19 protein-coding genes are annotated in these 26,569 nt (G+C 64.6%); 3 read left to right on the forward strand and 16 right to left on the reverse strand.

What is annotated here, in order from left to right; all coding sequences use genetic code 11:
• The first annotated feature begins 42 nt into the window (after positions 1-42).
• Positions 43-969 carry a cation diffusion facilitator family transporter gene (locus tag B2V90_RS17885; protein ID WP_228221952.1) on the forward strand — a complete coding sequence of 309 codons (927 nt, stop codon included), beginning with the start codon at positions 43-45 and terminating at the stop codon, positions 967-969.
• A 19-nt stretch (positions 970-988) separates the two neighbouring features.
• Here the strand turns inward: B2V90_RS17885 and B2V90_RS17890 are convergent, their stop codons facing one another.
• From B2V90_RS17890 to B2V90_RS17905, 4 genes are all read right to left on the reverse strand, one after another.
• Positions 989-1,180 carry a hypothetical protein gene (locus B2V90_RS17890; protein WP_156784245.1) on the reverse strand — a complete coding sequence of 64 codons (192 nt, stop codon included), beginning with the start codon at positions 1,178-1,180 and terminating at the stop codon, positions 989-991.
• A 101-nt stretch (positions 1,181-1,281) separates the two neighbouring features.
• Positions 1,282-1,998 (reverse strand): SDR family NAD(P)-dependent oxidoreductase, encoded by a 717-nt coding sequence (locus B2V90_RS17895; RefSeq protein ID WP_293922625.1) that lies wholly within the window; start codon positions 1,996-1,998, stop codon positions 1,282-1,284.
• Complete coding sequence (yaaA, locus tag B2V90_RS17900) at positions 1,977-2,729, reverse strand: peroxide stress protein YaaA (protein WP_228221950.1); 753 nt, start codon at positions 2,727-2,729, stop codon at positions 1,977-1,979. The genes B2V90_RS17895 and yaaA overlap by 22 nt, the downstream gene beginning before the upstream one ends.
• Positions 2,730-2,811: 82 nt before the next feature.
• Positions 2,812-4,311: a CoA-acylating methylmalonate-semialdehyde dehydrogenase gene (locus B2V90_RS17905; RefSeq protein ID WP_228221949.1), complete on the reverse strand. Its 1,500-nt coding sequence runs from the start codon at positions 4,309-4,311 to the stop codon at positions 2,812-2,814.
• A gap of 95 nt (positions 4,312-4,406) precedes the next feature.
• Here B2V90_RS17905 and B2V90_RS17910 point away from each other — a divergent pair, with 95 nt between their 5' ends.
• Positions 4,407-5,291: a LysR family transcriptional regulator gene (locus B2V90_RS17910; RefSeq protein ID WP_228221948.1), complete on the forward strand. Its 885-nt coding sequence runs from the start codon at positions 4,407-4,409 to the stop codon at positions 5,289-5,291.
• 9 nt (positions 5,292-5,300) lie between these two features.
• Here B2V90_RS17910 and B2V90_RS17915 read toward each other — a convergent pair whose 3' ends face one another.
• The 10 genes from B2V90_RS17915 to B2V90_RS17960 form a co-directional block, all read right to left on the reverse strand.
• Positions 5,301-7,727, reverse strand: coding sequence for a glycoside hydrolase family 3 protein (locus tag B2V90_RS17915; protein WP_414711620.1), 2,427 nt, complete (start codon positions 7,725-7,727; stop codon positions 5,301-5,303).
• Between the two features lie 63 nt (positions 7,728-7,790).
• Complete coding sequence (locus B2V90_RS17920; RefSeq protein ID WP_228221946.1) at positions 7,791-8,993, reverse strand: MFS transporter; 1,203 nt, start codon at positions 8,991-8,993, stop codon at positions 7,791-7,793.
• Entirely contained in the window at positions 8,986-10,053 is a 1,068-nt protein-coding gene (locus B2V90_RS17925; RefSeq protein ID WP_228221945.1) for a LacI family DNA-binding transcriptional regulator, read from the reverse strand. The genes B2V90_RS17920 and B2V90_RS17925 overlap by 8 nt, the downstream gene beginning before the upstream one ends.
• Before the next feature lie 7 nt (positions 10,054-10,060).
• Positions 10,061-10,996: a glycoside hydrolase family 16 protein gene (locus B2V90_RS17930; RefSeq protein ID WP_228221944.1), complete on the reverse strand. Its 936-nt coding sequence runs from the start codon at positions 10,994-10,996 to the stop codon at positions 10,061-10,063.
• Positions 10,993-12,495: a tryptophan halogenase family protein gene (locus tag B2V90_RS17935; RefSeq protein WP_228221943.1), complete on the reverse strand. Its 1,503-nt coding sequence runs from the start codon at positions 12,493-12,495 to the stop codon at positions 10,993-10,995. The genes B2V90_RS17930 and B2V90_RS17935 overlap by 4 nt, the downstream gene beginning before the upstream one ends.
• Positions 12,492-13,520 (reverse strand): cupin-like domain-containing protein, encoded by a 1,029-nt coding sequence (locus B2V90_RS17940; RefSeq protein ID WP_228221942.1) that lies wholly within the window; start codon positions 13,518-13,520, stop codon positions 12,492-12,494. The genes B2V90_RS17935 and B2V90_RS17940 overlap by 4 nt, the downstream gene beginning before the upstream one ends.
• Positions 13,513-14,235 carry a SapC family protein gene (locus B2V90_RS17945; protein ID WP_228221941.1) on the reverse strand — a complete coding sequence of 241 codons (723 nt, stop codon included), beginning with the start codon at positions 14,233-14,235 and terminating at the stop codon, positions 13,513-13,515. The genes B2V90_RS17940 and B2V90_RS17945 overlap by 8 nt, the downstream gene beginning before the upstream one ends.
• A gap of 108 nt (positions 14,236-14,343) precedes the next feature.
• Complete coding sequence (locus B2V90_RS17950) at positions 14,344-17,310, reverse strand: TonB-dependent receptor (protein WP_228221940.1); 2,967 nt, start codon at positions 17,308-17,310, stop codon at positions 14,344-14,346.
• Between the two features lie 188 nt (positions 17,311-17,498).
• Positions 17,499-19,658 carry a catalase gene (locus B2V90_RS17955; protein WP_228221939.1) on the reverse strand — a complete coding sequence of 720 codons (2,160 nt, stop codon included), beginning with the start codon at positions 19,656-19,658 and terminating at the stop codon, positions 17,499-17,501.
• A 133-nt stretch (positions 19,659-19,791) separates the two neighbouring features.
• Positions 19,792-21,789: a glycoside hydrolase family 127 protein gene (locus B2V90_RS17960; RefSeq protein WP_293922629.1), complete on the reverse strand. Its 1,998-nt coding sequence runs from the start codon at positions 21,787-21,789 to the stop codon at positions 19,792-19,794.
• 191 nt (positions 21,790-21,980) lie between these two features.
• Here B2V90_RS17960 and B2V90_RS17965 point away from each other — a divergent pair, with 191 nt between their 5' ends.
• Complete coding sequence (locus tag B2V90_RS17965) at positions 21,981-23,474, forward strand: MFS transporter (protein WP_228221937.1); 1,494 nt, start codon at positions 21,981-21,983, stop codon at positions 23,472-23,474.
• A 609-nt stretch (positions 23,475-24,083) separates the two neighbouring features.
• Here the strand turns inward: B2V90_RS17965 and B2V90_RS17970 are convergent.
• A complete protein-coding gene (locus tag B2V90_RS17970) occupies positions 24,084-25,448 on the reverse strand; it encodes an efflux transporter outer membrane subunit (RefSeq protein WP_228221936.1) in 1,365 nt (454 codons plus the stop codon).
• The coding region (locus B2V90_RS17975; RefSeq protein ID WP_293922630.1) for an efflux RND transporter permease subunit at positions 25,445-26,569 on the reverse strand (1,125 nt) is incomplete at its 5' end. The genes B2V90_RS17970 and B2V90_RS17975, both read right to left, overlap by 4 nt.

Below are 26,569 nucleotides of genomic sequence, written 5' to 3' on the forward strand. Positions count from 1 at the left end.
GTTCCCGGCCATCGGCGCTGATCCATGGCGAAGGGGGGCGGCATGCGCGAGAATATCGTCCTCTACGGCGCTCTGGCCGCCAATGTCGGCATTGCTATCGCCAAATTCGTGGCAGCCGGGATCAGTGGTTCATCCTCCATGCTGACCGAGGGCGTTCACTCACTGGTCGATTCCGGTAATCAGCTGCTGTTGCTGTACGGGCAGCGCCAGGCGCGCAAGGGGCCGGACCACGCCCATCCCTTCGGCTATGGCCGCGAGTTGTATTTCTGGGCGTTCATCGTCGCCATATTGATCTTTGCGCTGGGCGCAGGCGTGTCGATCTACGAAGGCTTCGTTCATATCCGCGAGCCAGAACCGCTGCGCGATCCGACGATCAACTATGTCGTGTTGGGCGTTGCCCTGTTGCTGGAGGGCGCATCCTGGACGATCGCGGTGCGTGAATTCGACGCCAAGCGGGGCGATACACCCTGGTGGACGGCGGTGCGGCGGTCGAAGGATCCGGCGGGTTTCATCGTCCTGTTCGAGGACAGCGCCGCCCTGCTGGGGCTGGTCGTCGCCGGCATCGGCGTGTCGGTCAGCCATTATGTCGGGGATGCGCGGATAGACGGCGTCGCGTCCATCATGATCGGGGCGATTCTGGCGCTGGTCGCGCTGTTGCTGGCGCGCGAAGCCAAGGGGCTGCTGATCGGCGAAAGCGCCGACCCGGCCATCATCGCACAGGTCCGCGCGCTCCTGGAAGGCTATGACGCCATCCAGTCCGTCAATCATGTCCGCACCATCCACACCGCGCCCGACGCCGTGTTCGTCGCGATCAGCGCCGATTTCACCGATGATCTGTCGATGGGCGAAGGCGAGGCGCTGATCGAAACGATCGAAACACAATTGAAGGCAGCGATGCCGCAACTGGCGTCCATTTATATCCGGCCGGAAAAGGCGCAGGATGCCCCGCCCCTTACCGACCAGGCCTGATGCGATGATGGTGCATCGCCTATCGCGCGGGCGGCGACGCCATGGGGGGATGATGGTCCGGCTCGGCCATCAATCGCCGGATATCTGCCTCGCCCTCATTCGCCATTTCGATCAGCGCGTCGGCAGTGTGCGGATCGGTGGTAGTCATGGCGAGCCGACGGCACAACTCGACCCGGCCCCACATGCGCCGCAGCAATTCCGCCTGTTCCATGCCATGCCCCATAAAGCCGGTCGCCGGTCAGACGTCAGTCTGCAACGCCGGTTTCATCGCCTACCGCGCGGCGCGCGAACCGTCCAGCGGGGATAGGGCGGTCAGAAGGGGATTTCTTCCCCCTGATAGTCGAACAGCTTGCCGCTGTCGGCGGCTTTCAGCCCTTCGACCACGTCGAGCAACTGCATTGCGGCGCGTTCGGGATCGAACAGGCGACCGTCGGGGACATTGGCCTGAAACGGACGGGAAAGCCCGGTATCGACGGTGCCGGGATGCAGCGTGACGACGATCGAGCGGTCGTTGCGACGCTTTTCCTCTATCGCGACGTTCCGCATCATCATGTTGAGCGCGGCCTTCGACGCGCGATAGCCGTGCCAGCCGCCCAGGCGATTGTCGCCGATCGACCCCACCCGCGCCGACAGGGCGGCGAAGACGGTGCGCCCGGTGCGCGGCATCAGTGGCAGGACATGCTTGGCGACCAGCATCGGCCCGATGGCGTTGACGGCGTAGCTGCGCGCCAGCCACTGTGGATCAAGCTCCCTTAGCGCCTTTTCCGGCCCATGATCCCCTTCATGCAGCAGGCCGGTAGCGACAAGCACCAGCGTGGGCGCGGGGCCGGAGGCGATCTGCGCCGCCGCCGCGGCGATGCTGGCTTCGTCGAGCAGGTCGACATGGTTTGCGCCGTTAAAGGAGCGGGCAAACCCATGGACCTGGTCAAAGGCGCCTTCCTCTTCCAGCAGCGCGCGGAAGGCTCCGCCGATGCCGCCGGACGCGCCGATGATGACCGCAGCGCCGCTCATGACCGCACGAACCGCCATTGGTCGGCGCTGCTTTCGGCGGCATCGAAGCGATAGCCATCGCTGTCGAAGCCGCGCATCGCGTCGATGTCGGTGACATGATGTTCGCACATCCAGCGCGCCATCATGCCGCGCGCCTTCTTGGCGTGGAAGCTGACGAAGCGCGGGCCGTCGGGGCCCGGTTCGCGAAAATCGACGTCGACGATGCGCACGTCGGGCAGGCGACCCTTGACGGCTGCGAAATATTCCTGGCTGGCGAGATTGAGGACCACCCCTGACCCCTCCGCCGAAATTTCGTCGCGCAGATAGTTGGCGATGCGATCGTCCCACCAGTCGGTCAGCGCCTTGTGCCGGGGCGCCCAGCGCGTGCCCATTTCCAGCCGATAGGGGCGGATCGCGTCGAGCGGGCGAAGCAGGCCATAAAGTCCCGACAGGATGCGGACATGATCCTGCGCGAAGGCGACGCCCGCTTCTTCCAGCGTATCGACTTCGAACCCGGTATAGACGTCGCCGGCAAAGGCGAAGAGCGCAGGGCGCTGCGGCAGGTCGGGGAAGTCGCGAAAGCGGTCGGCATTGAGCTTGGCGAGCTTGGGCGAGATGTGCATCAGCTCCGCCAGCCGTTTTTGGCTCAATCGCGCGGCCGAACGGGCAAGGCTCTGCGCTTCATCCGCAAATTGCGGCGTGGTCGGTTCGAGTGGAGGCAGGGTGCGCTCGAAATCGAGCGTCTTGGCGGGGGAGAGCAGCGCGATCATGCGATGGCCGTTACGGCGCGTCGCCGGCCGCGTCAAACGGATCGAAGGGGCGCGGCCAGCGGCGCGCACCCCCTTTGCCGCCTTACTTCATCGTCGGAATGACGAAGCTCTGGTCGATCACCGCGCCGCCCGAGGGCCAGCGTTGCGTGATCTTCTTGGTGCGGGTGTAGAAGCGCACGCCATCTTCGCCATATTGGTCGAGATCGCCAAAGCCCGACCGTTTCCAGCCGCCAAAGCTGTGATAGGCGACCGGCACCGGGATCGGCACGTTGATGCCGACCATGCCGACTTCGACATCGGCGGCGAAGCGGCGGGCATAATCGCCATTGCGGGTGAAGATGGCGACGCCATTGCCATATTGATGCTTGGACGGATAGCTGAGCGCTTCCCCGAAGGTTTCGGCGCGCAGGATCTGAAGCACGGGGCCGAAGATTTCGTCCTGATAGCTTTTCATCTGCGGTGTCACCCGGTCGATGAGGGTAGGGGCGAGGTAGAAGCCCTCTTCATAGCCCTGGAGCGAGAAGCCGCGCCCGTCGACCACGATTTCCGCGCCTTCATCCGCCGCCATCTGGATATAGTTTTCGACGCGCGCCTTGTGCTGGGCGGTGACGAGCGGGCCATATTGCGCCTGCGGGTCGCTGGGGATGCCCGGGCGCAGCGTTTCGATCGCGGCGACCAGCTTGTCGCGGAAGGCCTGCGCGGTCGCTTCGCCGACCGGCGTCACCACCGGCAGCGCCATGCAGCGTTCGCCCGCTGAGCCATAGGCCGCGCCGACGATATCGGCCACCGCCTGGTCCATGTCCGCGTCGGGCAGGATGATGCCGTGATTCTTGGCCCCGCCCATGCACTGGGCGCGCTTGCCGTTGGCGGCGGCGCGCTGATAGACATAATTGGCGATGTCGGACGATCCGACGAAGCTGACCGCCTTGATATCGGGATGGTCCAGGATTGCGTCGACCATGACCTTGTCGCCATGAACGACGTTGAAAATGCCTTCGGGAAGGCCCGCTTCCAGCGCCAGTTCCGCCAGGCGCACCGGTACCGACGGATCGCGTTCGGAGGGCTTGAGGATGAAGGCGTTGCCGCAGGCGATCGCCATCGCGCCCATCCACAGCGGGATCATCGCAGGGAAGTTGAACGGGGTGATGCCCGCGACGATGCCGAGCGGCTGGCGCATCGAATAGACGTCGATGCCCGGCCCCGCGCCCTGGGTATAGTCGCCCTTGAGCAGATGCGGGATGCCGCAGGCGAATTCGACGACTTCCAGCCCGCGCTGCACATCGCCCTTCGCGTCGGCGATCACCTTGCCATGTTCGGACGACAGGAGCGCGGCGAGTTCGTCCATATGCGCTTCGATCAGTTCCTTGTAGCGGAACAGCACGCGGGCGCGGCGCTGGGGATTGACGGCGGCCCAGTCGGGCTGCGCCTTTTTCGCGGACTCGATCGCCTGGTCAAGCAGGGCGGCGTCGCCCAGATGGACCTGCGCCTGCACCGCGCCGGTCGAGGGATCGAGCACGTCGGACGCGCGCCCGCCGGTGGACGACGCGGCGGCGCCGTGGATGAAATGGGTGATGGAGCGCATGGCTGTTCCTCTCCTTTGTCTCTCAAGCCGATGATAGACGTTTCCGTTTGGCAGCGATACCGGTATGGCGACACATCAGCTGTGCGGAAATACCCATGCTCAATTCCGATGACCTGCGCCTGTTCCTGGCGGTGATGCGTGAAGGCAATATGCTGGCGGCGGCGCGGCGGACGGGCATCGACCACAGCACAGTGGCGCGGCGGATCAATACGCTGGAGGCGGTGTTGGCCGCGCGCCTGTTCGACCGCTCGCCCCGCGGCGTCACGCCCACGCCTGCGGCTTTTGCGCTGGTGCCCCATGCCGAGCGGGTGGAAAGCGAATTGCTGGCCGCCGCCGCGAGCGTGGCGGGGCGGGACCGCGATGTCGAAGGCGTGGTGCGACTGGCCACACCCGAAGCCTTTGCCGCCTATTTCGCCGCGCCTCATGTCGGCGCCCTGCGCGACGCGCATGGCCGGTTGACGCTGGAGCTGGCGTCGGAAAGCCGCGCCGCCAGCCTGTCCAAGCGGGAGGCCGACATTGCCGTCATGTTGAAGCCGCCGCCGCGCGGGCGGTTGGTGGCGCGCAAGCTGACCGACTATCGGCTGGGGCTCTATGCCTCGCGCGATTATGTCGCCCGCCACGGCCTGCCCGAAAGCCGCGCGGACCTCAGCCGTCACGTCTTCGTGTCCTATATCGAGGAGTTGGCCGGTTTCCCCGAGATGATGGCGCTGGACCAGATCGTGTCGGGCGCCCCCATTGCCTTTCGCGCCAGTTCGAGCGCCGCGCAGCAATCGGCGGTAGCGGCGGGACTGGGACTGGGCGTGCTCCACCTGTTTGCCGCCGACGCCGACGACCGCCTCGTCCGGTTGCTGCCGGGCGAGGCGGAGGTGTGGCGCAGCTACTGGCTGGTCATCCATGCCGACCTGCAACGCCTGCCGCGCGTGCGCGCGGTGGTCGACTGGCTGGACACCGTCGCCCACGCGATGCGCGAGCGACTATAAGGTTCGCGCCTATTTGGCGACCGGCGGGCAGGTGGGGGTTTCGCCGACGCCTTCGGTCAGGATCGCGCGGATGCTGACCGACAGGCCCGCATTTGCCGACAGGCGCAGCGGGGTGCCGACCGCCGCGAAGGTTGCGCCGGCGTCCGCGAAGCAGCGCAGGGGGACGATCAGGCTGGATGGCTGGCCGACCGGCAGCGCCGCCACCTTGTCGCTGATGTCGAGGCGCGCGCCGCCCAGGCTCAGCGTGACCGGCACGCCCTTGGCCGCGTCGATGCGCCAGTCGATGCGCAGGGCAAAGGCGCCGTTCAGCTGCCGGGTCATGTCGACCGGTGGGCCGTCGATCGCGATGGCGCCGGGGCCGGTCCAGACGAACTGGCGCGCATCCTCCTGCGCGGAGACGTCCACGGCGCGGGCCGACACGCTGCTGTCGATGCCGAGCCGCCAGGGATCGACCGCCTTGCCGGTCCGCAGGAACAGGCTGTCGCTGGCAGCGGGGCCTTGTTCGACCTTCGGGTCTTCGTTGACCGGCCCTTGCGCATGGGGGTGGGCGTAGTCGAGGCCGTAGCCCATCGGGAAGAGCGGCGCGGCGACGGGTGAGCGCGCGTCGGCCGGCCAGGCGAAGGGCAGGCGGCCGGTGAAGTCGCGCGCGCTCTTGCCATCCTTCCCAGCGACCAGCACGTCGGCGACGCCCTGGCCCTGGGTTCCGGGCAGCCAGGCGGCGACGAAGGCGTCGGCGGCGTTGATCTGCGGCCCCATGAACAGCGGGCGGCCCGACAGGAAGACGGCGACGGTCGGGATGCCGCGCGCCTTCATGGCTTTGAGCAGCGCCAATTCCTTCTCGCCATTTTTGAACAGGAGATTTTCGGCGTCGCCCTGGAATTCGGCATAGGGATGTTCGCCAAAGACGATGATGGCGACGTCAGGCGTGCCCTGCGCGTCGCCCGCTGCGTTGATTTGCGCACTGCCGCCGGTCGCCTTCACCGCGTCCGCAATCGCCCGGCCGATCGTCTGGCCGCGCGGGAAGTCGGCGGCGGTCGTGTCGGTCCCCTGCCAGGTGATGGTCCAGCCGCCCGCCTGCATCGCCATATTGTCAGCGCCAGCGCCCGCTACCAGCACATTCGCGCCAGGCTTGATCGGCAGGACCGATCCTTCATTCTTGAGCAGCACCAGCGATTTTGCCACGGCTTCACGCGCGATGGCGAGGTGATCGGGCGCGCCGAGCTGCGCCGGATCGCCGCGACCGACCTGCGTCTTGCCCATCAGGCCGAGCTTGTACTTGACGCGCAGGTTGCGGCGGACGGCGTCGTCGAGCCGCGCCTGCGAAACCTTGCCCGCGCGCACGTCGCGCACCAGGCTGTCGAACAAACCCTTCCAGCTGTCGGGCGCCATATAGAGGTCCAGCCCGGCGTTGAGCGCGGCGGCGCAATCGGTGACGGTGCAGCCGGGAATCTGGCCATGGCCGTTCCAGTCGCCCACGATCAGCCCTTCAAACCCCATGCGTCCTTTCAGCACGTCGGTCAGCAGGGTGGCATTACCATGGTTCTTGACGCCGTTCCAACTGGAGAAACTGGCCATGACGGTGAGTGCCCCCGCGTCGATCGCGGCGGGATAGCCCTGCGCATGGGTGCGGATCAGTTCGGTTTCGGAAATCTGAGCGTCGCCCTGATCCTTGCCATTCTTCGTCCCGCCATCGGCCAGGAAATGCTTGGCGGTGGCGGCGACGCGGAGCGGGCCCAGAGGCTTGCCCGGCATCAGCTTGCCCTGAAGTCCGTCCACCATGGCGGTGGCATAGGATTTCACCAGTGCGGGATCGGCGGCATAGCCTTCATAGCTGCGGCCCCAGCGCAGATCCTGTGGTACGGCGAGCGTGGGCGCGAAGGTCCATTCGATCCCCGACCCGGCGATTTCGGCGGCGGTCGCCTGTCCGATGCGGTGGATGAGATCGGGGTCGTGGGTCGCGCCAAGGCCGATATTGTGCGGAAAGATGGTCGCACCCGGCACATTGCTATGGCCGTGCACGGCGTCCACGCCAAAGAGGATGGGGACGCCCGCGCCTGCCTTCATTGAGGCGGCGCGATAGTCGTTCACCATCCTGGCCCAGGTGGCGGCGTCAGCGCGTTCATCGCCATAGGGCCCGCTATTGCCGCCGGCGAGGATGGAGCCGAGCGGATAGCGCGCGAGGTCGGCTGGCGTGACCGAACTGATGTCACCCTGCACCACTTGGCCGACCTTCTGTTCGATGGTCATGCGCGCAAGCAGCGCGTCGATCGCCTTTTCCGTGGCGGGGTCGGTGATGGCGGCGGGGCTGTGCGCCTGAGGCCAGGCGGCCGGATTGGCACGGGCCGCCGCAGCCACGGCGGGCGCCTGCTGCGCGGATGCCGCGCCGGTGAGCGCGAGGGCGCTGGTGAGGAACAGAGCGGCAAGGCGCATGGACATCCTTCCTGACTTTATCTTGTGAACGTTCTCAATACTAAGTCCTGTCACCTCAACGCAGGAAAATCAAGCCTGGCGATCAGACGCGCCGATAGACACACCGCGCAACAGCCAGGCCGCGCCCAGCGCCAGCAGCGCCATGACGGCAAAGAGCGCCGGGAAACCCAGCAGCGGCACCAGCCCCAACGTCAGCGAAGGCATGATGAGAGAAGGCACCGTGTTGGTGAGATTGAAGAGGCCAAGGTCCCGCCCGCGATAGCGCGCATCGGGCAGGACGCGCAGGGTTTGCGCGCTGTGCAGGGCAAGGAAGATATTGGTCGATACGCCAAAAACCAGAAAGCCCGCAGCGGCCGCGCCGCCTGTCGTGGCGAGCGCCATCAGCGCCAGCCCGACCGCGCCCACCACCGCGGAGATTTGCAAGGGTAACGTCGGACGGCGCCTGGCGTCGGCGGCGTAGCCAGCCGCAAGAGCCGCCGGCGCGGCGAGCAGCAGGACGATCGCGAGCAACCGGGCGACGCCGGCGTCGCCGAATCCGGCGTCAATGCCGCGCAGCCAGACATAGAGATAGGCAAAGAGCGCGGCTTCGGAAATCTGGATGAGCAGCCGCGCGAACCACATGCGGGTGGCCATCGCGCGCAACATCGGAATGGGGGCCGCTGCTTGGGCCGGGCTTTGCGTTTCATGTCCCGGCGCGCGGCCTGCGCCAAAGAGGATGATCGGCGCGATGCAGGCGGCGGTGATGGCGGCGACCCATGTCAGCCGCGCGGACGGATCGGCAAGGCCGGGGATCGTCACCAGCGCGCCGGTCAGCGCGCCGCACGCCGGCGCGAAGGCAAGCAGCCCGCCCAGCAATCCCTTGTGCCGGTCAGGCACGACATCGCCGGCCCAGGCGGCGAGCGGGGCGAGCATCATGTTGAGCGCCACCTGCCATCCAATGATGAGCGCGGTGAGGACAGGCAAGGTGGTGGCGTGCGGCACCAGCATCAGCAGCCCGCCCGACAGAAGCAGTCCGGCCAGCACCCAGGGACGCCGCGTGACGCTGCGGTCGCTGGCCCATCCGAACAGGATGTTGGCGATGCTGGCGGCGATCGCGCCGATGAATGTCGTGACGGCGAGCCAGTGGACGCTGGCGGGGCCGGCGATCATTTCTATGCGGACGGGCAGCAGGATGGTGAGGAAAGGCGTATAGGCGATCGCCGCGCCCGCCCAGGCCAAGGCGTAAAGCGGCAGAAAGCCCCGGCCGCTGACGCCTAGGCCGCGATCAGCCACGCGGCGCGGCGGTCGATCCGCGCTCGACCAGGGACATGGGCAGCACCACGGTAGGCGCCGGGTCCGCGCCATCGCGCTGCGCCTGTATCAGCAGGCGGACCGCCGTGGCGGTGGTTTCGGAAATTGGTTGATCCACAGCGGTCAGCGGGGGCGTGGTGAAGCGCACGAGCGGGGTGTTGTCGAAGCTGACGACCGAGAGGTCGCGGGGAATGTCCAGCCCGGCGTCGCGCGCCGCTTCGATGGTGGCGAGCGCCATCTGGTCATTGCTGGCGATGATGGCGGTGGGCGGTGCTTCGCGATCCAGCAACGCGCGCGCCGCGCGCGCGCCCGAGGCATAGCTGAAATCCCCCGCTTCCAGCAGCCCGTCGCAGGGGAGGGCAGCCGCCGTCATTTCCGCGCGCCAGCCATCGACGCGCCAGCCCGCCAGCCGATATTCCGCCGGCCCGGCGATAAAGCCGATGCGGCGATGGCCAAGCGCCAGCAGGTGCCGCGTCGCCAGCCGCGCGGCGCCTTCGTCATCCATCGACACCCGCACGCCCGGAGGGCAATGGCCATCTTCATCCCCCAGTGCGCCGATGCGGGCATAGGGGACATGGTGGCGGGTGAGGATGCGCAATATTTCCTGATTGTCGCTATGGGGCGGCGTCAGGATCGCGCCGTCGGGCTGAAGCGCGGCGAGCGCGGCGCCCAGTTCGCGCTCCAGATGATCCTCATGCGTGTCAACGAGTTCGAAGATCAGGCGATAGCCATGCTCCGCGCATTCCAGCATCCCGCCCAGCAGCATCTGATCGACCCAGTCGGTGCCCTGCCGCGCGCGCCAGTCGGCAATGGTGCGTTCCCGGTCGTTGAGCGCCAGGATCAGATAGGATCGCGATCCGCTCATCCGCTGGGCGGCGATCGAGGGAACATAGCCCAGCCGGTCGATCGACGCCTGCACCCGTTCGCGCATTTCGGGGCGGACATTGGGTTCATTGTTGATGACGCGGCTGACCGTCTGCAACGACACTTGGGCATCGGCAGCAACATGCTTGATCGTGACCGCCAGCCGCCGCCGCGCCATAAATGCCTTATCGCCCCCCGCTCGGCGCCTTGGCGCGCGCGTCCTTTTGCCACACGCGCACCCAATCGACCTGCATCATCTTGGGGAAGCCGCCGCTGTCGACGCCCCCGTCATTGCGTCCTTCGGGCAAGTGACCGCCAATGGCAAGATTGAGGATCAGGTGGAATGGCCGGTCAAAGGGCGCGCCTGGCGCATCGGAACCAAGACTGTGCCATTCATGCGGCGCGCGCCGGGCATAATCCACGCCATCGATGCGCCAGATCATGCCATCGGCGTCCCATTCGACCTCATAGACATGGAAGCCATCGAGCGCGCCCGGCATGGCGGTTTCATCGCCGATATAGCGGTTGCGCGGCGGTTGCCCGCCGAAATGAATGGTGCCGAGTACGCGGTTTTCGGTCCCGCCGGAACAGGAGGGGCAGGGCGTGCCGAGATTGACCGCCTCCATGATGTCGATTTCGCCCGAGGCTGCCCAGGCGCCATAGTCCCAGCCTTCCGGCAGCATCCAGATGGCGGGCCATGTCCCCTGACCCTGCGGCAATTTTGCGCGCACCTGCACCTTGCCATAGAGCCAGCCGGCCTTGCCATCGGTGGACAGGCGTGCGGAGGTGAAAGGCTTTGTGTTGGTCGCCTGCCGTTTTTCCGGCGTGGTGCGCTGGTCGGGTGGGAAGGCGGGGCCGCTATGCGTTTCGCGCCGGGCGATGATCGACAGCAGGCCATCTGCGACGCGATGATTGGCGGGGGCGGGGGTGTAGCATTGCCGTTCCTCATTGCCGCCGCCCCAGCAATTGTCGGCAAGGTTCCATTTGGCGGCGTCGAGTGACGCGCCGTCAAATTCGTCCGACCAGACGAGCGACCAGCCGGCGCCCTCCCTGGGTGCCTGGGCCGCGGCGGCGGAGCTGGCCATCAGCGTGGCGGCGAGGAAGAGCGCGCGCATCATCATGCCGCCGCCACATCCTGGGCGCCGCAATAGCGCGCGACATAGGCTTCATGGTCGGGGAGGGCGGAGACGGTCCGGGATACCTGATCGCGCAGCGTGGTAAGCAGATGCTCCAGTTCCTGCGGGCGCAGCTTTGCGGCGACGGGATGATAGCTTTGCGGCGTGATCCCCTGTCCCATCATGACCTGCACCCAGCTGTTTTCGGCGAACAATTCTTCATTCTTGCGGAAGACGCGGCCGGTTTCGCGGAACAGCTCCATTTTGTGCGTCAGGCTGTCGGGTACGGCCATCGCCGCGCAATGCCGCCAGAAGGGCGTGTCGCGGCGGTCGGTCGCCTTGTAATGCAGGATCAGGAAATCGCGTATCTGTTCCATGTCCGCCATCTGCTGGTCGTTGAATTCCGTAATGTCGCGCGGGCTGATCGCGCCGGCGGGCAGCATGCGCAGGATGCGCAGCACAGCGCGCTGGATAAGGTGGATGGAGGTGGATTCGAGCGGTTCCATGAAGCCGCCTGAAAGGCCCACTGCAACGCAGTTGCGATGCCATTGCCGCCGCCGCGCGCCCGTGCGGAAGCGGATGGGGTTGGGCTGCACCAACCGGTCGCCCTCGACCGTTGCGAGCAGCTGATCCTGCGCGGCCTGCGGCTCCATGAAGGCGCTGCAATAGACGATGCCATTGCCTTGCCGGTGCTGGAGCGGGATGCGCCATTGCCAGCCCGCGTCATGCGCAATCGCGCGGGTATAGGGCACGGGCGCGCGCACGCTGGCGGTCTGGACTGCGACCGCGCCGTCGCAGGGCAGCCAATGGGTCCAGTCGTCATAGCCGGCATGGAGCGCGCCTTCGATCAGCAGCGCGCGAAATCCGGTGCAATCGATGAAGAGGTCGCCCTCCAGCCGCCGGTCGCCGTCCAGCCGCAGCGCCGCGATGTCGCCGCTTGCGCCATCAAGGTCGACCGCGACGATGCGCCCTTCGATCCGGGTCGCGCCGTCGCCTTCGGCCATGGCGCGCAGGAACTTGGCATAGAGGCCGGAATCGAGATGATAGGCATAGTTCATCCGGTCGTCGGGCAGGTGCGCGAAGCGCCCCGCCATCGCCGCCTTCAATTCCAGGCAATACTCATCATAGGGCGCGTCATGGCCCTGCGCCGCGCCGTGCATCCAGAAATGCTGGAAGCCCGCTGACCAGTGATCCTTGCCCGTGCCACCGAAGCTGTGGAAATAGCCTTCGCCCGGCACGCGCCAGTTTTCGAACTGGATGCCCAGCTTGAAGGTCGCCTGGGTCGCGCGCATGAAATCGGCTTCGTCGATGCCCAGGATGCGGTTATAGGCGACGAGGGGTGGGATGGTGCTTTCGCCTACGCCGATCGTGCCGATCTGTTCGCTTTCAATGAGCGTCACCTGCGCCACCGGACCCAGCGTGCGGGCGAGCGCGGCGGCGGTCATCCAGCCGGCGGTGCCACCACCGGCGACGATGATGCGGCGGGGGAGGGACGGCTGTGTCATTGCGACAGGCTCCTCAGCAGAAACTGGTGCATGCGGGCGGCAGATTGCGCATCGAGCGGGGCGAGCACGCCTTGACCCTGCGCGGGAACATGGTCGCGCGCGTCCGCGCCGCCGGAAAAGACATAATGGTCGAACATGGCCCGCCACACGGCGCGTTCATGGTCGGGCAAATCGCGGATCGTCATGATCGCATGGTGCAGCGCGGTGTTGGGCTGGCCCAGATAGCGGGGGCTGTCGCGCCACCAATAGTTCATCAATATGTTGAAGCGCGCCAGCCCTTCGACATGATGATACCAGAGCGAGGGGATGAAGAGCGCGTCGCCCGGTTCCAGTTCTGCAACCTGCGCATGGGCAAGCGCGTCGCGAAATCCGGGATGAAGGGTGAAGTCGGGCGCGGCGAAATCCACCATCGAAATGGGCCGCCCGGCCGGGGTAATGTCAATCGGACCAAGATAGAGATTGGCGAACTGATCGGGCGGGAACAGGGTGAAGCGCCGCCGCCCCGCGACCACGCAGGCGAGATTGTCGGGAAAGTCGTTATGCGCCGCGATCCGCGTCGCATTGCCGATCCACAGCGACAGGAGCGGCGTGCGTGCGCCCAAATCGAGCCCGTTATCCTGCGCGACGCCGTCGAAAAACTGATGGACATCGACCGAGCCGAGATAGACGGTCGGCACCTGATCGGCCGGCAGATTTTCCGCCTTGTCGAAACCAGCGAAAATGTCGGGCAGGCGGCCTTTGCCCATGCGAAAATTGACGCCCATCGCATCGTCATAGAACAGCCGCCCGCCAATATCCGGGCCAGCCATCGAGACGGTAAAGTCGATCGGACGGGCCTTGTCCGCCAGATAGGCGCGCACCGCCTGATCACCCTGCCGCGCCGCCTTCACGAGCGGCCAGTCGGCGACCAGCCCGCGCACGACGAAGGGCGTCTCCTCGCTGGCGAGCAGCGCGTCGAGCGCCGCCGCTTCCGTCACCTTCAGCTCCCGCACCGGGGGCAGGGCGGCGGGGGCCGGTTCAGCCATGGGCGATCCGGCGGTTCTTGCGCGCGACCAGTTCGCTGAATTGCGCGACGGACGCGACGGCCATGAACAGCGGCATCAGATGCCCCGCGCCATGCAGGTCGGCGAGCGCATCGCCATCGAGCGTCTGCAGCCGGTCTTCATTGACGATGTGAAAGCCAACGAGGCTATTGTTCGATCCGTCGATCAGCGGCACGTCGATAGTGAAGGGTTCGAGCAGGTCATGCCGCACGAGTGCGGCAAAAAAGTCGGCGCTGGCGCGATAGGCCGCGTCGAGATCGCCCAGGCGTTGGGCGATGAGGTCCAGATAGGGGCTGGGCTTGCCGGCTGCGTCGAAGAGCGCCTCGCCATCCTCGCCAGTTTCCAGGACGCGCGGGCTGGCCATGTCGATATGGACCTGACCGCCCGCTTGGCCATCGGCGCTTCGCCCGATCAGGAAAGGTTGCACCGCCTGGGCCAGAGGCTTGTAGCCCGCGTCCCAGTGGCCTTCCTCAAGGAAAAGATTTTCGCCATTTTCAAATCCGAACAGCGCGACTGCGCTGAACGCGCCGCTGGCCTGATCCCGGCGGAAGAGGATGGGGAAATGCGCCTGCGCCTGGCGAAATTCGGCGGGCATCAGCAGGCACGCCATGACGCCGTCGCCCAGCTCCGCCGCGCTGTCGGTGCGCACGCGCAGATCGCGATGGTTGAGGGAGTCGAGAAGCTGGTGCTGGCTCATGACAGGCGGAACGCTCCAATGCTTGGCCCCGCCCCGATGGCAAGGCCGCGCCGGATGCAAGGCCCGGCGCGGCCTTGTCCCACCCCGCGGGACGGTGATCAAGCCGGGTCAGAAATTGACGCGAATGCCCGCGCCATAACGGGCATAGCCCGGTGAGGCGAAGAAGACATTCTGGTCGCTGCGCAGATGGCCGCGACGGCTGGACCCGGTGAGGTTGATCGCCTCGACAAAGGCGGTGTAGCCCTTCTTGAACTCCCAGCTCGCGCTGGCGTCGACCTGGCCATAGGCTTCGACATAGAAGGGATTGGGGCCGGTGCCAGACAGGAATTCGTCACGCCAGTTATAGGCGACACGGGCCTGAATGCCGTTCTTGTCATAGAAGAGAACCGCGTTGGCGCTGTCCGACAGGCCGGTGAGCGCAAATTGCGCAACGCTGGACGGCTGACTGTTGTCGTAAGTCGCGTCGCCTCGCACGATGGTATAGTTGAGGATGGTGCCAAAACCCGTGTCCCAGAAATTATGCTGGATCGCGAATTCAAAGCCATAGAGATGCGCGGTCTGGTCGGAGTTGACCGGCGTCGTAACCTGGAAATTGACCGGATTGTCTTCCGGCAGGCCCAGGATCTTGCCGGTATAATTGCCGGTCACAGGATCGAAGCTCTGAATTTCCACCGACGAGGGGTAGTTGGCGAAGATATAGTTGCGGATCGCCGTCGTGCTGGCGCCAGCGCCAAGCGCAGCGACCGCCGCCTGGTAGCGCGGACCGTCTGCCGGGTTCGTGAGTCCGAAGGCGTCGGTATCAACTCGCGTGCTGGAGATGAAGTTGCTGACCCGCTTGTCGAAGAAGCCGACCGACAGATAGCTGGCCGGGGCATAATACCATTCGGCCGACAGGTCGATATTCTTGGACTTGTAGGGCAGCAGGCCCGGATTGCCGCGCGCGCCGGTGCCGCCGCCGATGCGGAACAGCTGGTCGAGCGTCTGACCGCCCTGCATCGAGGCATAGTCGGGCCGGGTGATGGTATGGCTGTAGCTGGCGCGCAGCTTCACATTGTCGATCGGTTCGAAGTCGACGTCGAAGGCGGGCAGCCAGTTGTCATAATTGCCCCGGAAGGTGGTGAAATCGCTGCCGCCGCCAAAGACCAGATTGAATTCGTTGATCGACACCCATTCGGTCGCCGTCGGCACCGGCACCAGCGCCGATGACTTGATCTTGGTCTTTTCATAGCGCAGGCCGGCGCGGAAATGCGCCGGGCGATTGGCGACGTCGAATTCGAAATTACCCTGGATATAGGGGGCGACGGTGCGTTCGCGGATGCGGCGGTCGACGGTGAAGGAGGAGAGGCAATTGCCGTCGCCGCCGCAGATGCCGTTCAGATCATCGAGGAACGACACCATTTTTTCGAAGTTGAACGTGTAGAATTGCTGGATCATCGCCGGGTCGCTGGCGCCCGACACGCCCTTGAACTTGTCGGGGATGCTCGTCAGCGTGAACAAGTCGTCGGGCATCTGTTCCTTGGTGGTGGAACCGGCCCAGGTATCGTTCTGGATATAGCCATAGGCCGAACGCACCTTGTTCTCGATATAGGTCACGCCGAAATCGAGGCTGTCGAGAATCGAATTGTCGAAATCATAGCTGCCGCGCAGCTGCGCTTCGTTGATGCGATCCTTGAAATAGGCGTTGCGGAAGGCGTTGCCGGTCGCCTGGATATTGCCCGCGTCCAGCGGGTCAATGCCGTCATGCATGGTGACGGAAATGACCGGCAGGTCGTTGGTATAGTCGACCGTCTGGCTGGCGACGCCGAAAATGGCGGTGCCGACCGACGTGCTGGTGCCGTAGGGATTGTTGGCGCCGGACACCGCGGTCGAATGATGCGCATCCAATTCCAGCCGCAGGCCGCCGGGACCGTCCCAAGCGATATTGCCGCCCAGCGATTTGTTTTCGGACCGATTTTCAGTCAGCGATCCCGAATAGGACAGATCCTTGCCCTCATTGACGCCGAACCGCTCGGTATAGAAATTGGGTCCGGCGACCGGGCCGTCGGTCCAGCTGCTCGACACATCGTTGAAGTTGAACCAGATGCCTACGTTCGAATTGCGCACCTGAACAGTGTTGCGAGAATAGGTATAGTCGATCGTCGCCGTCAGATTTTCCGCTGGGCGGACCTGAAGCACGACTTGCCCGTTCAGGCGTTCGCGGCTGATGTCGTTGAGGTCATAGCTGGCGTTCTGCTGGACCTGATAGACGTCGTTGGGGCCGGGACGATTTTCGATATTGGCGAAACGCGGGTCGCCCTCCATCGGCAGCGAGCCCCAATTATTTTCAGACCCCAGATAGCCGTCGCGCCAGCCGACATTGGCCTGGTTCACGCTTGCCTTGCGCTTTTGCCACGATCCGGTGACGGCGATGCCGAACAGGCCATCGGCAAAGGTATCGGAAATGATGCCGGACAATTCAGGCGTGATCGGGTCGCTGTTGTTGCGCGAGCTGTCATAGACGCCTTTCACCGCGAAGCTGCCGCGAAGACCGGGACGATCGAGCGGGCGGGGGGTCTTGATATTGATGGTCGAGCCGATGCCGCCCGTGGGCAGCGTCGCGCGGCCGGACTTGTAGACTTCGACGCCTGCGACGCCTTCCGATGCCAGATTGGCGAAGTCGAAGGAGCGGCTGGCGGGCGCGCTGGCGCCGTCGCCCAGGCTGGATGTCGGCATCTGGCGGCCGTTCAGCAGCACCAGGTTGAATTCCGGGCCGAAGCCGCGAACGGTAACGGTCGACCCTTCGCCATTGGAGCGGTCGATCGATACGCCGGTAATACGCTGAAGCGATTCCGCCAGGTTGGTATCCGGGAACTTGCCGATATCCTCGGCCGAAATCGCGTCCACCACGCCCTGCGCGTCGCGTTTGATATCGCGCGCGGCGGACAGGCTGGCGCGGATGCCGGTCACGACGATTTCGGCGGGCTGGTCGTCGATCGCCGCGTCCTGGGCGAAGGCCGACTGACTGCCGACAGCCATCGCAACGGCTGACGCGCCGCAGACAAATGCCGACACACGATGTGCTTTGGAAATGCGCATATATCCCCTCCCCGTGCCGCGACTCGGCATCTGGTGCGTTGTTGTGAACGTTCACCTATTTGATAACGTTCACTTGGTCAAGCATTGCGCAAGCATTGCGCAAGATGCAAAGGGGAGTGTGTTATTACTGCAATAGGCAGAAACAGGGCAGATTTGGGTCCGCCCTGTTCTTCGCCTGCCGCAATGGCTCAGTCGGTCATCGCGTCAAGATCGACCTTGCTTTCCCGATCCCAGAAGCGCAGCGGCCCCAGCGCGGCGACAAAAGCCTTGGCATCGTCGGCGGATTGGAGGCCCATGCAGCCATCGTCCAGATCCTCCGCTATTCCGGCCTTGACCAGCAGCGGCTTGGCCTCGGGCGACAGGCCCATAAACTTGCAATGGGCAAAGGCGTCGGCGACGAAATCCTTGGATGGCGCGTCCTTCGACAGCAGGGCTGCGCCTTCGTCCGACACGATCACCGCCACCGCGTCATACAAGACGGACGGCCCGCCATCGATCTTCTGCTGCGCAGGGAGCAGGGTGCCATCGCTCAGCGTCGCGCCGCCAATCTTGGGCGCGATCACTTCGCACAAGGCGTCCGCCGCTTTCACTGCATCCATCAGCGCCTTCACCAGTGCGGCATCGGCGCCATCGCTCACCAGCAGGCCAAGCTTACGACCGGCGAAATTGTCGGGGCCGTTTTTGACGATGCTGAGTGCGTCGGATGGCGGCAGGTCGGCTTTGGGCGTGACCGCAGCCTTGGCCTTTTCGGGCAGGGGCAGGCCAAGCCCGTTGGCGACCGTGTCGGCAAGGCCGTCATCGATATGCATCAGATGCGACAGCATGCGCGAGCGGATGTCGGGCCGTTCCACCTTTGACAATTCGAACACCAGCGCGTCGCCGATATGCTTTTGCTCGATCGGGGTCTGGCTGACGTAGAATTGCCGCGCCTGGCTGTAATGGTCAGCGAAGCTTTCCGGGCGGATGCGCAGCTTGTCGCCGTCAGGCGTTGCTGCAACGCTGGTGAATCCGCGCGCCGGGTCTTCACGCGGGCCGCCCAGTGAGGGGCCCCAGCTATTGGGCTCGTAATTGGCGCGACCGGCGGGATTATGCATGGCCATATGCCCGTCCTGCTGAAAGTGCGCGAAGGGGCAGCGGGGCGCGTTAACCGGCAGATGCGTGAAGTTGGGAGAACCCAGGCGTTTCAACTGGGTGTCGAGATAGGAGAAATTGCGGCCCTGAAGCAGCGGATCGTTGGTGAAGTCGATGCCGGGGACGATATTCTGCGTGCAGAAGGCGACCTGTTCGGTCGTGGCGAAGAAATTGTCCACCAGCCGGTCGAGGACCAGGCGGCCGACGATCCGCACCGGCACCAGCTCCTCCGGGATGATCTTGGTCGCGTCGAGCACGTCGAAGTCGAAATTGTCGGCGAATTCCTGATCGAAAATCTGGACCCCCAACTCCCACTCGGGGAAATCGCCGGCGTCGATGGCGTCCCACAGGTCGCGGCGGTGGAAATCGGGGTCGGCGCCGTTCAGTTTGACCGCCTCGTTCCAGACCACCGATTGGAGACCGAGCTTGGGCTTCCAGTGGAATTTGACATAGGAGGATAGGCCGTCGGCATCGACCAGACGGAAGGTGTGGACGCCAAAGCCCTCCATCATGCGGAAAGAGCGCGGGATCGTCCGGTCGGACATGATCCACATGACCATGTGCATGCTTTCCGGGCTGAGGCTGATGAAGTCCCAGAAATTATCGTGGGCGGTCTGCGCCTGCGGAAAGCCGCGATCGGGCGCGGGCTTGGCGGCGTGGATCAGGTCAGGAAATTTGATTGCGTCCTGGATGAAGAAGACCGGGATATTATTACCGACAATGTCCCAATTGCCTTCCTTGGTGTAGAGCTTGACGGCAAAACCGCGCACGTCGCGCGCGACGTCGGGCGACCCCTTGGACCCCGCGACGGTGGAGAAGCGCACAAAGGCCTCGGTCTTTTCGCCGACGCGCTGGAAAATGTCGGCGCGCGTGATGTCGGACAGGCTCTCGGTCAGTTCGAAATAGCCATGCGCGCCATAGCCGCGGGCGTGGACGACGCGCTCGGGAATCCGCTCATGGTCGAAATGAAAGATTTTTTCGCGAAAGTGAAAATCCTCCAGCAGCGTCGGGCCGCGCGCACCCTGTTTCAGGCTGTTCTGGTCGTCAGCGACCGGCACGCCTTGCGATGTCGTCAAAACTGCGCCGCCATCCTGCGCGGTCTGGTGCGTTTCGCCGCCCTGACCCTGTTCTTCCTGGAAGCTGTCCGACAGATCGGGCGCGGCATCCTTCCCCTTTTTGCCAGTAGGGGATGCATTGCTGCCTGTGTGCGTCGCCATGGAAATCGGTCTCCTGTGGTCGTCATGACCCTGCGACCACGAACCACCCGCGATGACCGATGTTTCCGACAAATGTTGCGATACTGATGGAGATTAGGAAGATTGTCCTTCCCGGTGGATCTGGAGGTACTGGTCAGGTCGTGACAGGCTTCACTCGCCAATAGGTCGCATAGCGTTCATGCGCGATGCGGTGATAGGGGATCAGGCGCACCGGCGCGCCATCCTCTGCCGGAATCGTGAATTCCAGCGGATCGTCGCCGGGCTTCACCTGCTCGGCCAGTCGCCTGGGATCGCCAGCAAGGACGGGGACCGCTACGGCTTCGTCATTATAGTCACCATATTTGCGTTCGTTGACGATGATGTCGGCGCCCGGGTCGAGCCCCTGCCGGCCCAGCGCGCCGGCCAGAACCAGCGGGCCATAGGTGAAGGCGACGATATCCGGCGCGGCCGGCGCGCTTTCCACGCCCGGCATCATGTCGAGGGTCAGTTCGACCCGGTCGCCATCCCGCCACAGCCGAGCGATTTCCAAAAAACGCCCCGGTGCGGTTGATCGCAGCACCTCCCGACCGTTGACGCGGACCGTTGCCGTACGGCTCCAGCGTGGGTGGCGCAGGTGCAGCGCGATCTCGACCGGCGCGCGCAATGTCCATTTCAAGCTGGTCGACGGCGTGTCGGGGAAAGATGTTGCCTGTTCCAGTCGCGCGCCTTTGTCCGCCCACTGGACGGCGGAGGGCACGAACAGGCTGACGTAAAGCGACCGGTCATCATGGAAATAAATGGAATCGCGATATTTGACGTGGTTTTCCATGCCAGTCCCGGTGCAGCACCAGAAACTGTCCTCAGGCGTGTGGTAGAGTTTCATATATCCCGGCCGCGCCCCCTGAAAATAAGTGGCCATGCCGCTGTCGGGGTCCTGCGAGGCGAGAATGCCATTATAAAGGGTGCGCTCGTAATAATCGGCATAGTCGGCCTGCGGATCCTGCATGAACAGCAGTCGCGCCAGTTTGAGCATATTATGCTGGCAGCAGGTTTCCGAACCCTTGGCCGAAAAGACATGGCTTTCAAAGTCAGCCATGGCGAAGAAATGTTCATTGTCGCCATGCCCCCCTGTGGCGAAGGACCGGGTGTGCGCGACCGTGCGAAAGAAGAAATCCGCCGCCTTCGCATAGCGATCGTCGCCGGTTTCTTCATAGACGCGCTGAAATCCCACGATCTTGGGCACTTGCGTATTGGCGTGCATGCCATCCAGCAAGTCCTTGCCCGCAACCAGCGGTTCCATCACCGCCTTGTGCGAAAAGCGCCGGGCGAGCGTGCGATGCTCCTCTTTCCCGGTCATGGCGTACAAGTCAGCGTAGATTTCGTTCATGCCGCCATGTTCGGTCGTCAGCATCGCTTCGAACTGCGCGTCGCTCAGCGGGCGTGTCGCAACGACACCCCAGTCGGCGAGGCGCAAGAGGACTTCGCGAGCCTCCCTGCTGTCGGCAAGGAGCGCCGCGTCGCGCAATCCGGCATAGATTTTGTGCAGCGTGTACCAGGGGACGCCAGTAATCGGTTCGCCATTGATATGCGCCGCGACCAGGGCGGGTCCATCGGGAAAGGCGCAGACAAGGCCCGAATGCGCGGCTTTCTGGCAAGCGGCCAGTTCGCTCGCGATATAGTCCAGGCGCTGTTTGAAGCGGCGGTCCCGCGTCGATCGGTAGGCCAGCGCGCAGGCGGACAGATAATGGCCCAGCGTATGCCCATGGCAGTTGATCTCTGCCCAGGTCGGTTCCGATTCCCATCCGCCATAGACCGGCGCCTTGGGCTTCAAGCCGGCATTGACCCGAAAATTATGCAGCATGCGGTCGGGCTGAAGCCGCAGCAGATAGGCCTCCGTCATGCGTTGGGCATGCAGGAACGGTCCATCGTTCAGGGTGACGTCGGCCATGTCGAACGGTTGGAGGGGAGCCGGTCGTACCGGGGCGGAAGGCGCGGCCTGCGCGAAAGTCGGCGCTGGAGAAAGCATCGTCGCGGCGCCGGCCATGACGGTCGCCGCGCCCGCGCTGCCCAACAGATCGCGCCGTGAAGGGCCAGTACAGGATGGGGTCTTGGGCACGGCTTCTCTCCTGTTGCCGGCGCCTGACCGCGCCATTTCCGAGACAATAGCTTATTACTCATACAAAATACAAGGTGACTGTCAGCCGATTTCGGGAGCGCGGAAGCAACAAGGCGAGGGTCGCATGTATTCGTATGCGCCCTTGCCTCGCCTGCGCGCCCATGTCAGCGCTAGGGGCAGGCGCAGGCGGCGCAAGGCCGGCCGCGGCGGGACGGGAAGGGGAAGGCATGGACAAGCCGCGTCAGGGCTTTGCCGGGCTGTGGAATATCAGCTTCGGATTTTTCGGCATCCAGATCGGCTTTGCGCTGCAAAATGCCAATATGAGCCGCGTCTTCCAGTCGCTGGGCTCCAGCATCGACGATCTGTCCGCGCTTTGGGTCGCCGCGCCTTTGACCGGCCTGCTGGTGCAGCCGGTGATCGGGCATTTGTCGGACCGCACATGGCTCGGGCGACTGGGGCGGCGGCGGCCCTATTTTCTGGCCGGCGCAATCCTGGCTGCGGTCGCGCTGCTAGCGATGCCGCAAAGCCAGGGTCTGTTGATGGCAGCGCTGCTGCTGTGGATGCTGGACGCCAGCCTCAATATCTCGATGGAGCCGTTCCGCGCCTTTGTCGGCGACATGCTAGGCAAGCATCAGCATGTGGCGGGCTATGCGGTGCAGACCGCGTTCATCGGCGCGGGCGCGGTAGTGGGGTCGCTGTTCCCCTATGCGCTCGATCATCTGGGCGTTTCCAATGTCGCGGCGGCGGGCGCCGTGCCCGATACGGTGCGCTACAGTTTCTGGGCGGGGGGCGTGGCGCTCTTTGGCGCGGTGCTCTGGACCGTGCTGACGACGCGCGAATATGCGCCCGAACAATTGCGCGGCTTTGACGGCGGGGGCGACGCGCCGGTCGGGCCCGACCTTGCCGGTCGCCGGATGACGCCATGCTGGGGCTGGATTACTACGGGCCTTTTGGTTGCGGGGTTGGTCAATGCCTGGAACATGGAAAAGGAAGTCTATCTTCTCGCCGCGCTATTGGCGGGCTATGGCCTTGCAAGCATGGGCGCGATTGCGTTGGCGCGTGCCGGTCGCGCCGACACGATGCTGGCGCATATCGTGGGCGATGTCGCCGCCATGCCGCCGATCATGCGACGGCTGGCGGTGATCCAGTTTTTCAGCTGGTCTGCGCTGTTCATCATGTGGATCCACACCACCCCGGTCGTTGCGCAATATATGTTCGGGTCGGCCGATCCGGCGAGCGCGGCCTATCAGGCGGGCGGTAACTGGGTGGGTGTCTTGTTTTCCGTCTATAACGGCGTGGCGGCGGTGGCGGCGCTGACGCTGCTGCCGGGGGTCGCGCGGCGGATCGGCCAGGCGAAGACCCACGCGCTGTGCCTGACCTTCGGGGCGGCCGGATTTGCGAGCTTTCTGGTTGTACGCGATCCCCATTGGCTGTTGCTGAGCGAAGTGGGCATCGGCGTCGCCTGGGCCTCCATCCTCGCCATGCCCTATGCCATGCTGGCGTCCAGCCTGCCGCCGTCCAAGATCGGCATTTACATGGGCTTGTTCAATATCTTCGTCGTATTGCCGCAATTGCTGGTCGCTACGGTCATGGGCTCGATCATGAAGGCGTTCTTCCCCGGCGCACCGATCTGGACAATGGCGTTCGCGGCCTTGACGCTCCTGATCGCAGCCGGAGCATCGCTGCGAGTCGCACCTATGGGGAAGGCGCGGATCATTTAATATCACCCAGAGGAGCGGCAATTTCCGTTACGGAAAGGGTTTCATTCCGCCACGATTGCAGATTTTGCAACCGTAACAAAGCCATTCGCACTTGCAGCAAAATCGATTTTGTATGAAAACGATCCTGCCTTTCAGGCATCCTCTCCTAAAACTTTCATGGGCTGATCTTCGGATCGGCCCTTTTTTTTCAAGATTTACCTGCTCGCTACGGCAGTCAGCGCGGGGGTGGTCCATCTGATTTCCCGGCGTGACGCGAGAAGGGACAAATAAGCTGATTGAGCCGCATGGCGTCCTGCGCGCCGGACGCGAACAGCGCGCAGAGCCAGTCCAGAAATCCTGCTATCCGAAGCATGATCCTCTCCACCATTTTCTTTGGCACCAATCATATCATAAGCCGTCCTCATGAAAAGCGGTGGAGCGCTGCGCGACGCAAATGATACGATCCGGTACGGACATGCGCGGATCTTTGCTTTAGGCTGGCATGCGCGTCATGTGTGGACAGCGATTTTATCGACAGTCTGCTGGAAAATATCTCCGTGGCCAGCGGACGGCGAAGTGGGCGCGGCCCCGCGCCCGCGCATGTCCGGCCTACCTACAAACGGGGGCCTCTCACTGATCAGCGCCGATGACGCGATAGAGCAGGACGCGATTGTTGACGAGCGCCAAATCTGTGGCGATCGCCGATTGCTGCGCGTTGTAGAGGGATCGCTGGCTGTTGAGCGCGGTCAGGAAGGTGTCGATGCCGGCGCGATAGCGTTGTTCGGCAAGGTCGTAGGCCCTGCTGCTGGCGATCACGAGCCGCCGTTGCGCCACCTGCTGCGCGTCGATCGTTCCGGCCCGCGCCAATCCGTCCGCCACTTCCTGAAATGCCGTTTGGATCGCCTTTTCATATTGCGCGAGATACAGGTCGCGCTGCGCTTTGCTATAGTCCAGATTGCCGCGGTTGGGGCCGCCGAAAATCGGCAGGCTCGCCGACGGGCTGGCGGACCAGCCGAATGCGTCGCTGCCGAACAGCGATGACAGGGCCGTACTCGCTACACCAATGGCCGACGTCAGGCTGATCGTCGGGAACATCGCCGCACGGGCCGCACCAACATCGGCATTGGCGGCCTTGAGTTGGTGCTCGGCTTGCAGCACGTCGGGCCGCTGGAGCAATATGTCCGACGACAGGCCGGCGGGTACGCGCGCGATGCCGGAGATCAGGCTGTCGAGCGACTGGGGTAGCAGCGCGTCCTCGACCGGTGCGCCAGCCAGCAGGTCCAGCGCGTTGCGATCCTGCGCCACCTGGGTCACGGTCGCCGCGACGTCGGACGCGGCCTGCTCGACGATGGTTTCGGCCTGATGTACGTCCAGCTTTCCGGCCAAACCGGCAGCATTAAGCGTTCGGGTGAGGTCGAGCGTCCGCTGCGCGCTGGCCTGGGTTTGCCGCGCCAGCGCCAGCAAATCCTGATCCGCCGCCAGCGTGGCATAGGCGCTGGCGGTTTCCGCGATCATCGCGATGCGCGTCGCGCGCGCGCCCTCCTCCGTCGCCAGATAGGATTCCAGCGCGGCCTGCGTCAGGCTGCGCACCCGGCCGAACAGGTCGATCTCGAACGCGCTGAAGCCGATGTCGGCGCTGTAATTGTCCAGGCGCGCGTCGTTGCGGTGGCTGATGCTGGCCCCAGCATCCGCGGTGATCGTCGGCAGCCGTGCTGCGCGCTGGACCCGATATTGCGCGCGGGCGGACTGCACATTGGCGATGGCCGCGCGCAGATCGCGGTTATTGGCGAGCGCCCGGTCGATGATGGTTCGCAAGCGGGCGTCCTGCACCAGCTGCGTCCAGGCAAGGCCTGCCTGCGCGCCGGCGGGCCGCGGGGCATAGGCTTCGCCCTGCGGCAATGTGGCGGGCACGGGCGCGGCCGGTCGCTCATAAGCGGGCGTCATCGAACATCCCGCCAGCATCAGCGCACTGATGCCGATCAGCACACGGGTCATGCCATGGCCTCCGTTCCAGCTGCGGGGCCAGCGGGCTTGTCCCTGCCGAACAAGCGCAGGATCGTCACGAAAAAGAGAGGCACGAGGAAAATCGCCAGCAGCGTCGCGGTCGTCATGCCGCCGATCACCGCCGTGCCGATGGCGACGCGGCTTTGCGCGCCGGCCCCTGTCGCGATCGCCAGCGGCACCACGCCCGCGATGAAGGCCAGGCTGGTCATCAGGATCGGGCGAAAGCGCAACCGCGCGGCCTCCAGCGCCGCGTCCCAGGCGTTTTTGCCCTGATGATGCGCAAGCTCGGCAAATTCGACGATCAGGATTGCATTCTTGGCGGCAAGGCCCATGGTGGTGAGCAGGCCGACCTGAAAGAAGATGTTGTTTTCCAGGCCCCGCGCCCAGACCGCGATGACCGCGCCGACCAGGCCCAGCGGGATGACGAGCAGCACCGCGAGCGGGATCGACCAGCTTTCATACAAGGCGGCAAGGCAGAGGAAGACGACGAGCACCGAGAGACCATAGAGCAAAGGCGCCTGCCCGCCTGACAGTTGTTCCTGATAGGACAGGCCGCTCCACGCATAGCTGGTGCCGGCGGGCAATTGTTTTTGCAATTCGACGATCCGGTCCATCGCTTCGCCCGAGCTGGCGCCTTGCGCGGCCTGACCTTGTATTTCGAAGGAAGGGAGGCCGTTGAAGCGCGAAACGGACGTCGGGCCCATCACCCAATGGGTGGCGGCAAAGGCGGAAAAGGGCACCATCTGCCCGGTCGCGCTCTGACGCACCATCCACTTGTCGAGATCGTCAGGCAATGCGCGATAGGGCGCGTCGGCCTGCATATAGACGCGCTTCACCCGCCCGCGATCGACAAAGTCGTTGATGTAAGTGCTGCCCCAGGCGGAAGAGAGCACATTGTCGACGCTGGATTGGGTGAGGCCCAGAACCGCCAGCTTTTCGGAGTCAATATCGACCTGAAGCTGCGGCGTATCCTCCAGCGTCGCGGCGCGCACGCCCGATAGGATCGGGTCGTTCGCTGCGGCGGCGATCAACTGGTTGCGCAGCGCCAGGAACCGGTCCCTGCTCAATCCACCGCTGTTCAATAGCTCGAAGGTGAAGCCGTTGGATTGGCC

It is taken from the genome of Sphingobium sp. UBA5915 (assembly GCF_002431195.1).
Classification (GTDB): Bacteria; Pseudomonadota; Alphaproteobacteria; order Sphingomonadales; family Sphingomonadaceae; genus Sphingobium; species Sphingobium soli.

Coding starts and splice junctions, on each gene's coding strand:
- B2V90_RS17925 (WP_228221945.1), bottom strand. CDS start 10,053: ATGGCGCGGCGGCGGCTGGCGGTCACGATCAAGCATGTTGCTGCCGAT.
- B2V90_RS17965 (WP_228221937.1), top strand. CDS start 21,981: ATGGACAAGCCGCGTCAGGGCTTTGCCGGGCTGTGGAATATCAGCTTC.
- B2V90_RS17890 (WP_156784245.1), bottom strand. CDS start 1,180: ATGGAACAGGCGGAATTGCTGCGGCGCATGTGGGGCCGGGTCGAGTTG.
- B2V90_RS17950 (WP_228221940.1), bottom strand. CDS start 17,310: ATGCGCATTTCCAAAGCACATCGTGTGTCGGCATTTGTCTGCGGCGCG.
- B2V90_RS17970 (WP_228221936.1), bottom strand. CDS start 25,448: ATGACCCGTGTGCTGATCGGCATCAGTGCGCTGATGCTGGCGGGATGT.
- B2V90_RS17895 (WP_293922625.1), bottom strand. CDS start 1,998: ATGGCGGTTCGTGCGGTCATGAGCGGCGCTGCGGTCATCATCGGCGCG.
- B2V90_RS17905 (WP_228221949.1), bottom strand. CDS start 4,311: ATGCGCTCCATCACCCATTTCATCCACGGCGCCGCCGCGTCGTCCACC.
- B2V90_RS17885 (WP_228221952.1), top strand. CDS start 43: ATGCGCGAGAATATCGTCCTCTACGGCGCTCTGGCCGCCAATGTCGGC.
- B2V90_RS17930 (WP_228221944.1), bottom strand. CDS start 10,996: ATGATGATGCGCGCGCTCTTCCTCGCCGCCACGCTGATGGCCAGCTCC.
- B2V90_RS17940 (WP_228221942.1), bottom strand. CDS start 13,520: ATGGCTGAACCGGCCCCCGCCGCCCTGCCCCCGGTGCGGGAGCTGAAG.
- yaaA (WP_228221950.1), bottom strand. CDS start 2,729: ATGATCGCGCTGCTCTCCCCCGCCAAGACGCTCGATTTCGAGCGCACC.
- B2V90_RS17915 (WP_414711620.1), bottom strand. CDS start 7,727: ATGTCCATGCGCCTTGCCGCTCTGTTCCTCACCAGCGCCCTCGCGCTC.
- B2V90_RS17910 (WP_228221948.1), top strand. CDS start 4,407: ATGCTCAATTCCGATGACCTGCGCCTGTTCCTGGCGGTGATGCGTGAA.
- B2V90_RS17935 (WP_228221943.1), bottom strand. CDS start 12,495: ATGACACAGCCGTCCCTCCCCCGCCGCATCATCGTCGCCGGTGGTGGC.
- B2V90_RS17945 (WP_228221941.1), bottom strand. CDS start 14,235: ATGAGCCAGCACCAGCTTCTCGACTCCCTCAACCATCGCGATCTGCGC.
- B2V90_RS17955 (WP_228221939.1), bottom strand. CDS start 19,658: ATGGCGACGCACACAGGCAGCAATGCATCCCCTACTGGCAAAAAGGGG.
- B2V90_RS17960 (WP_293922629.1), bottom strand. CDS start 21,789: ATGGCGCGGTCAGGCGCCGGCAACAGGAGAGAAGCCGTGCCCAAGACC.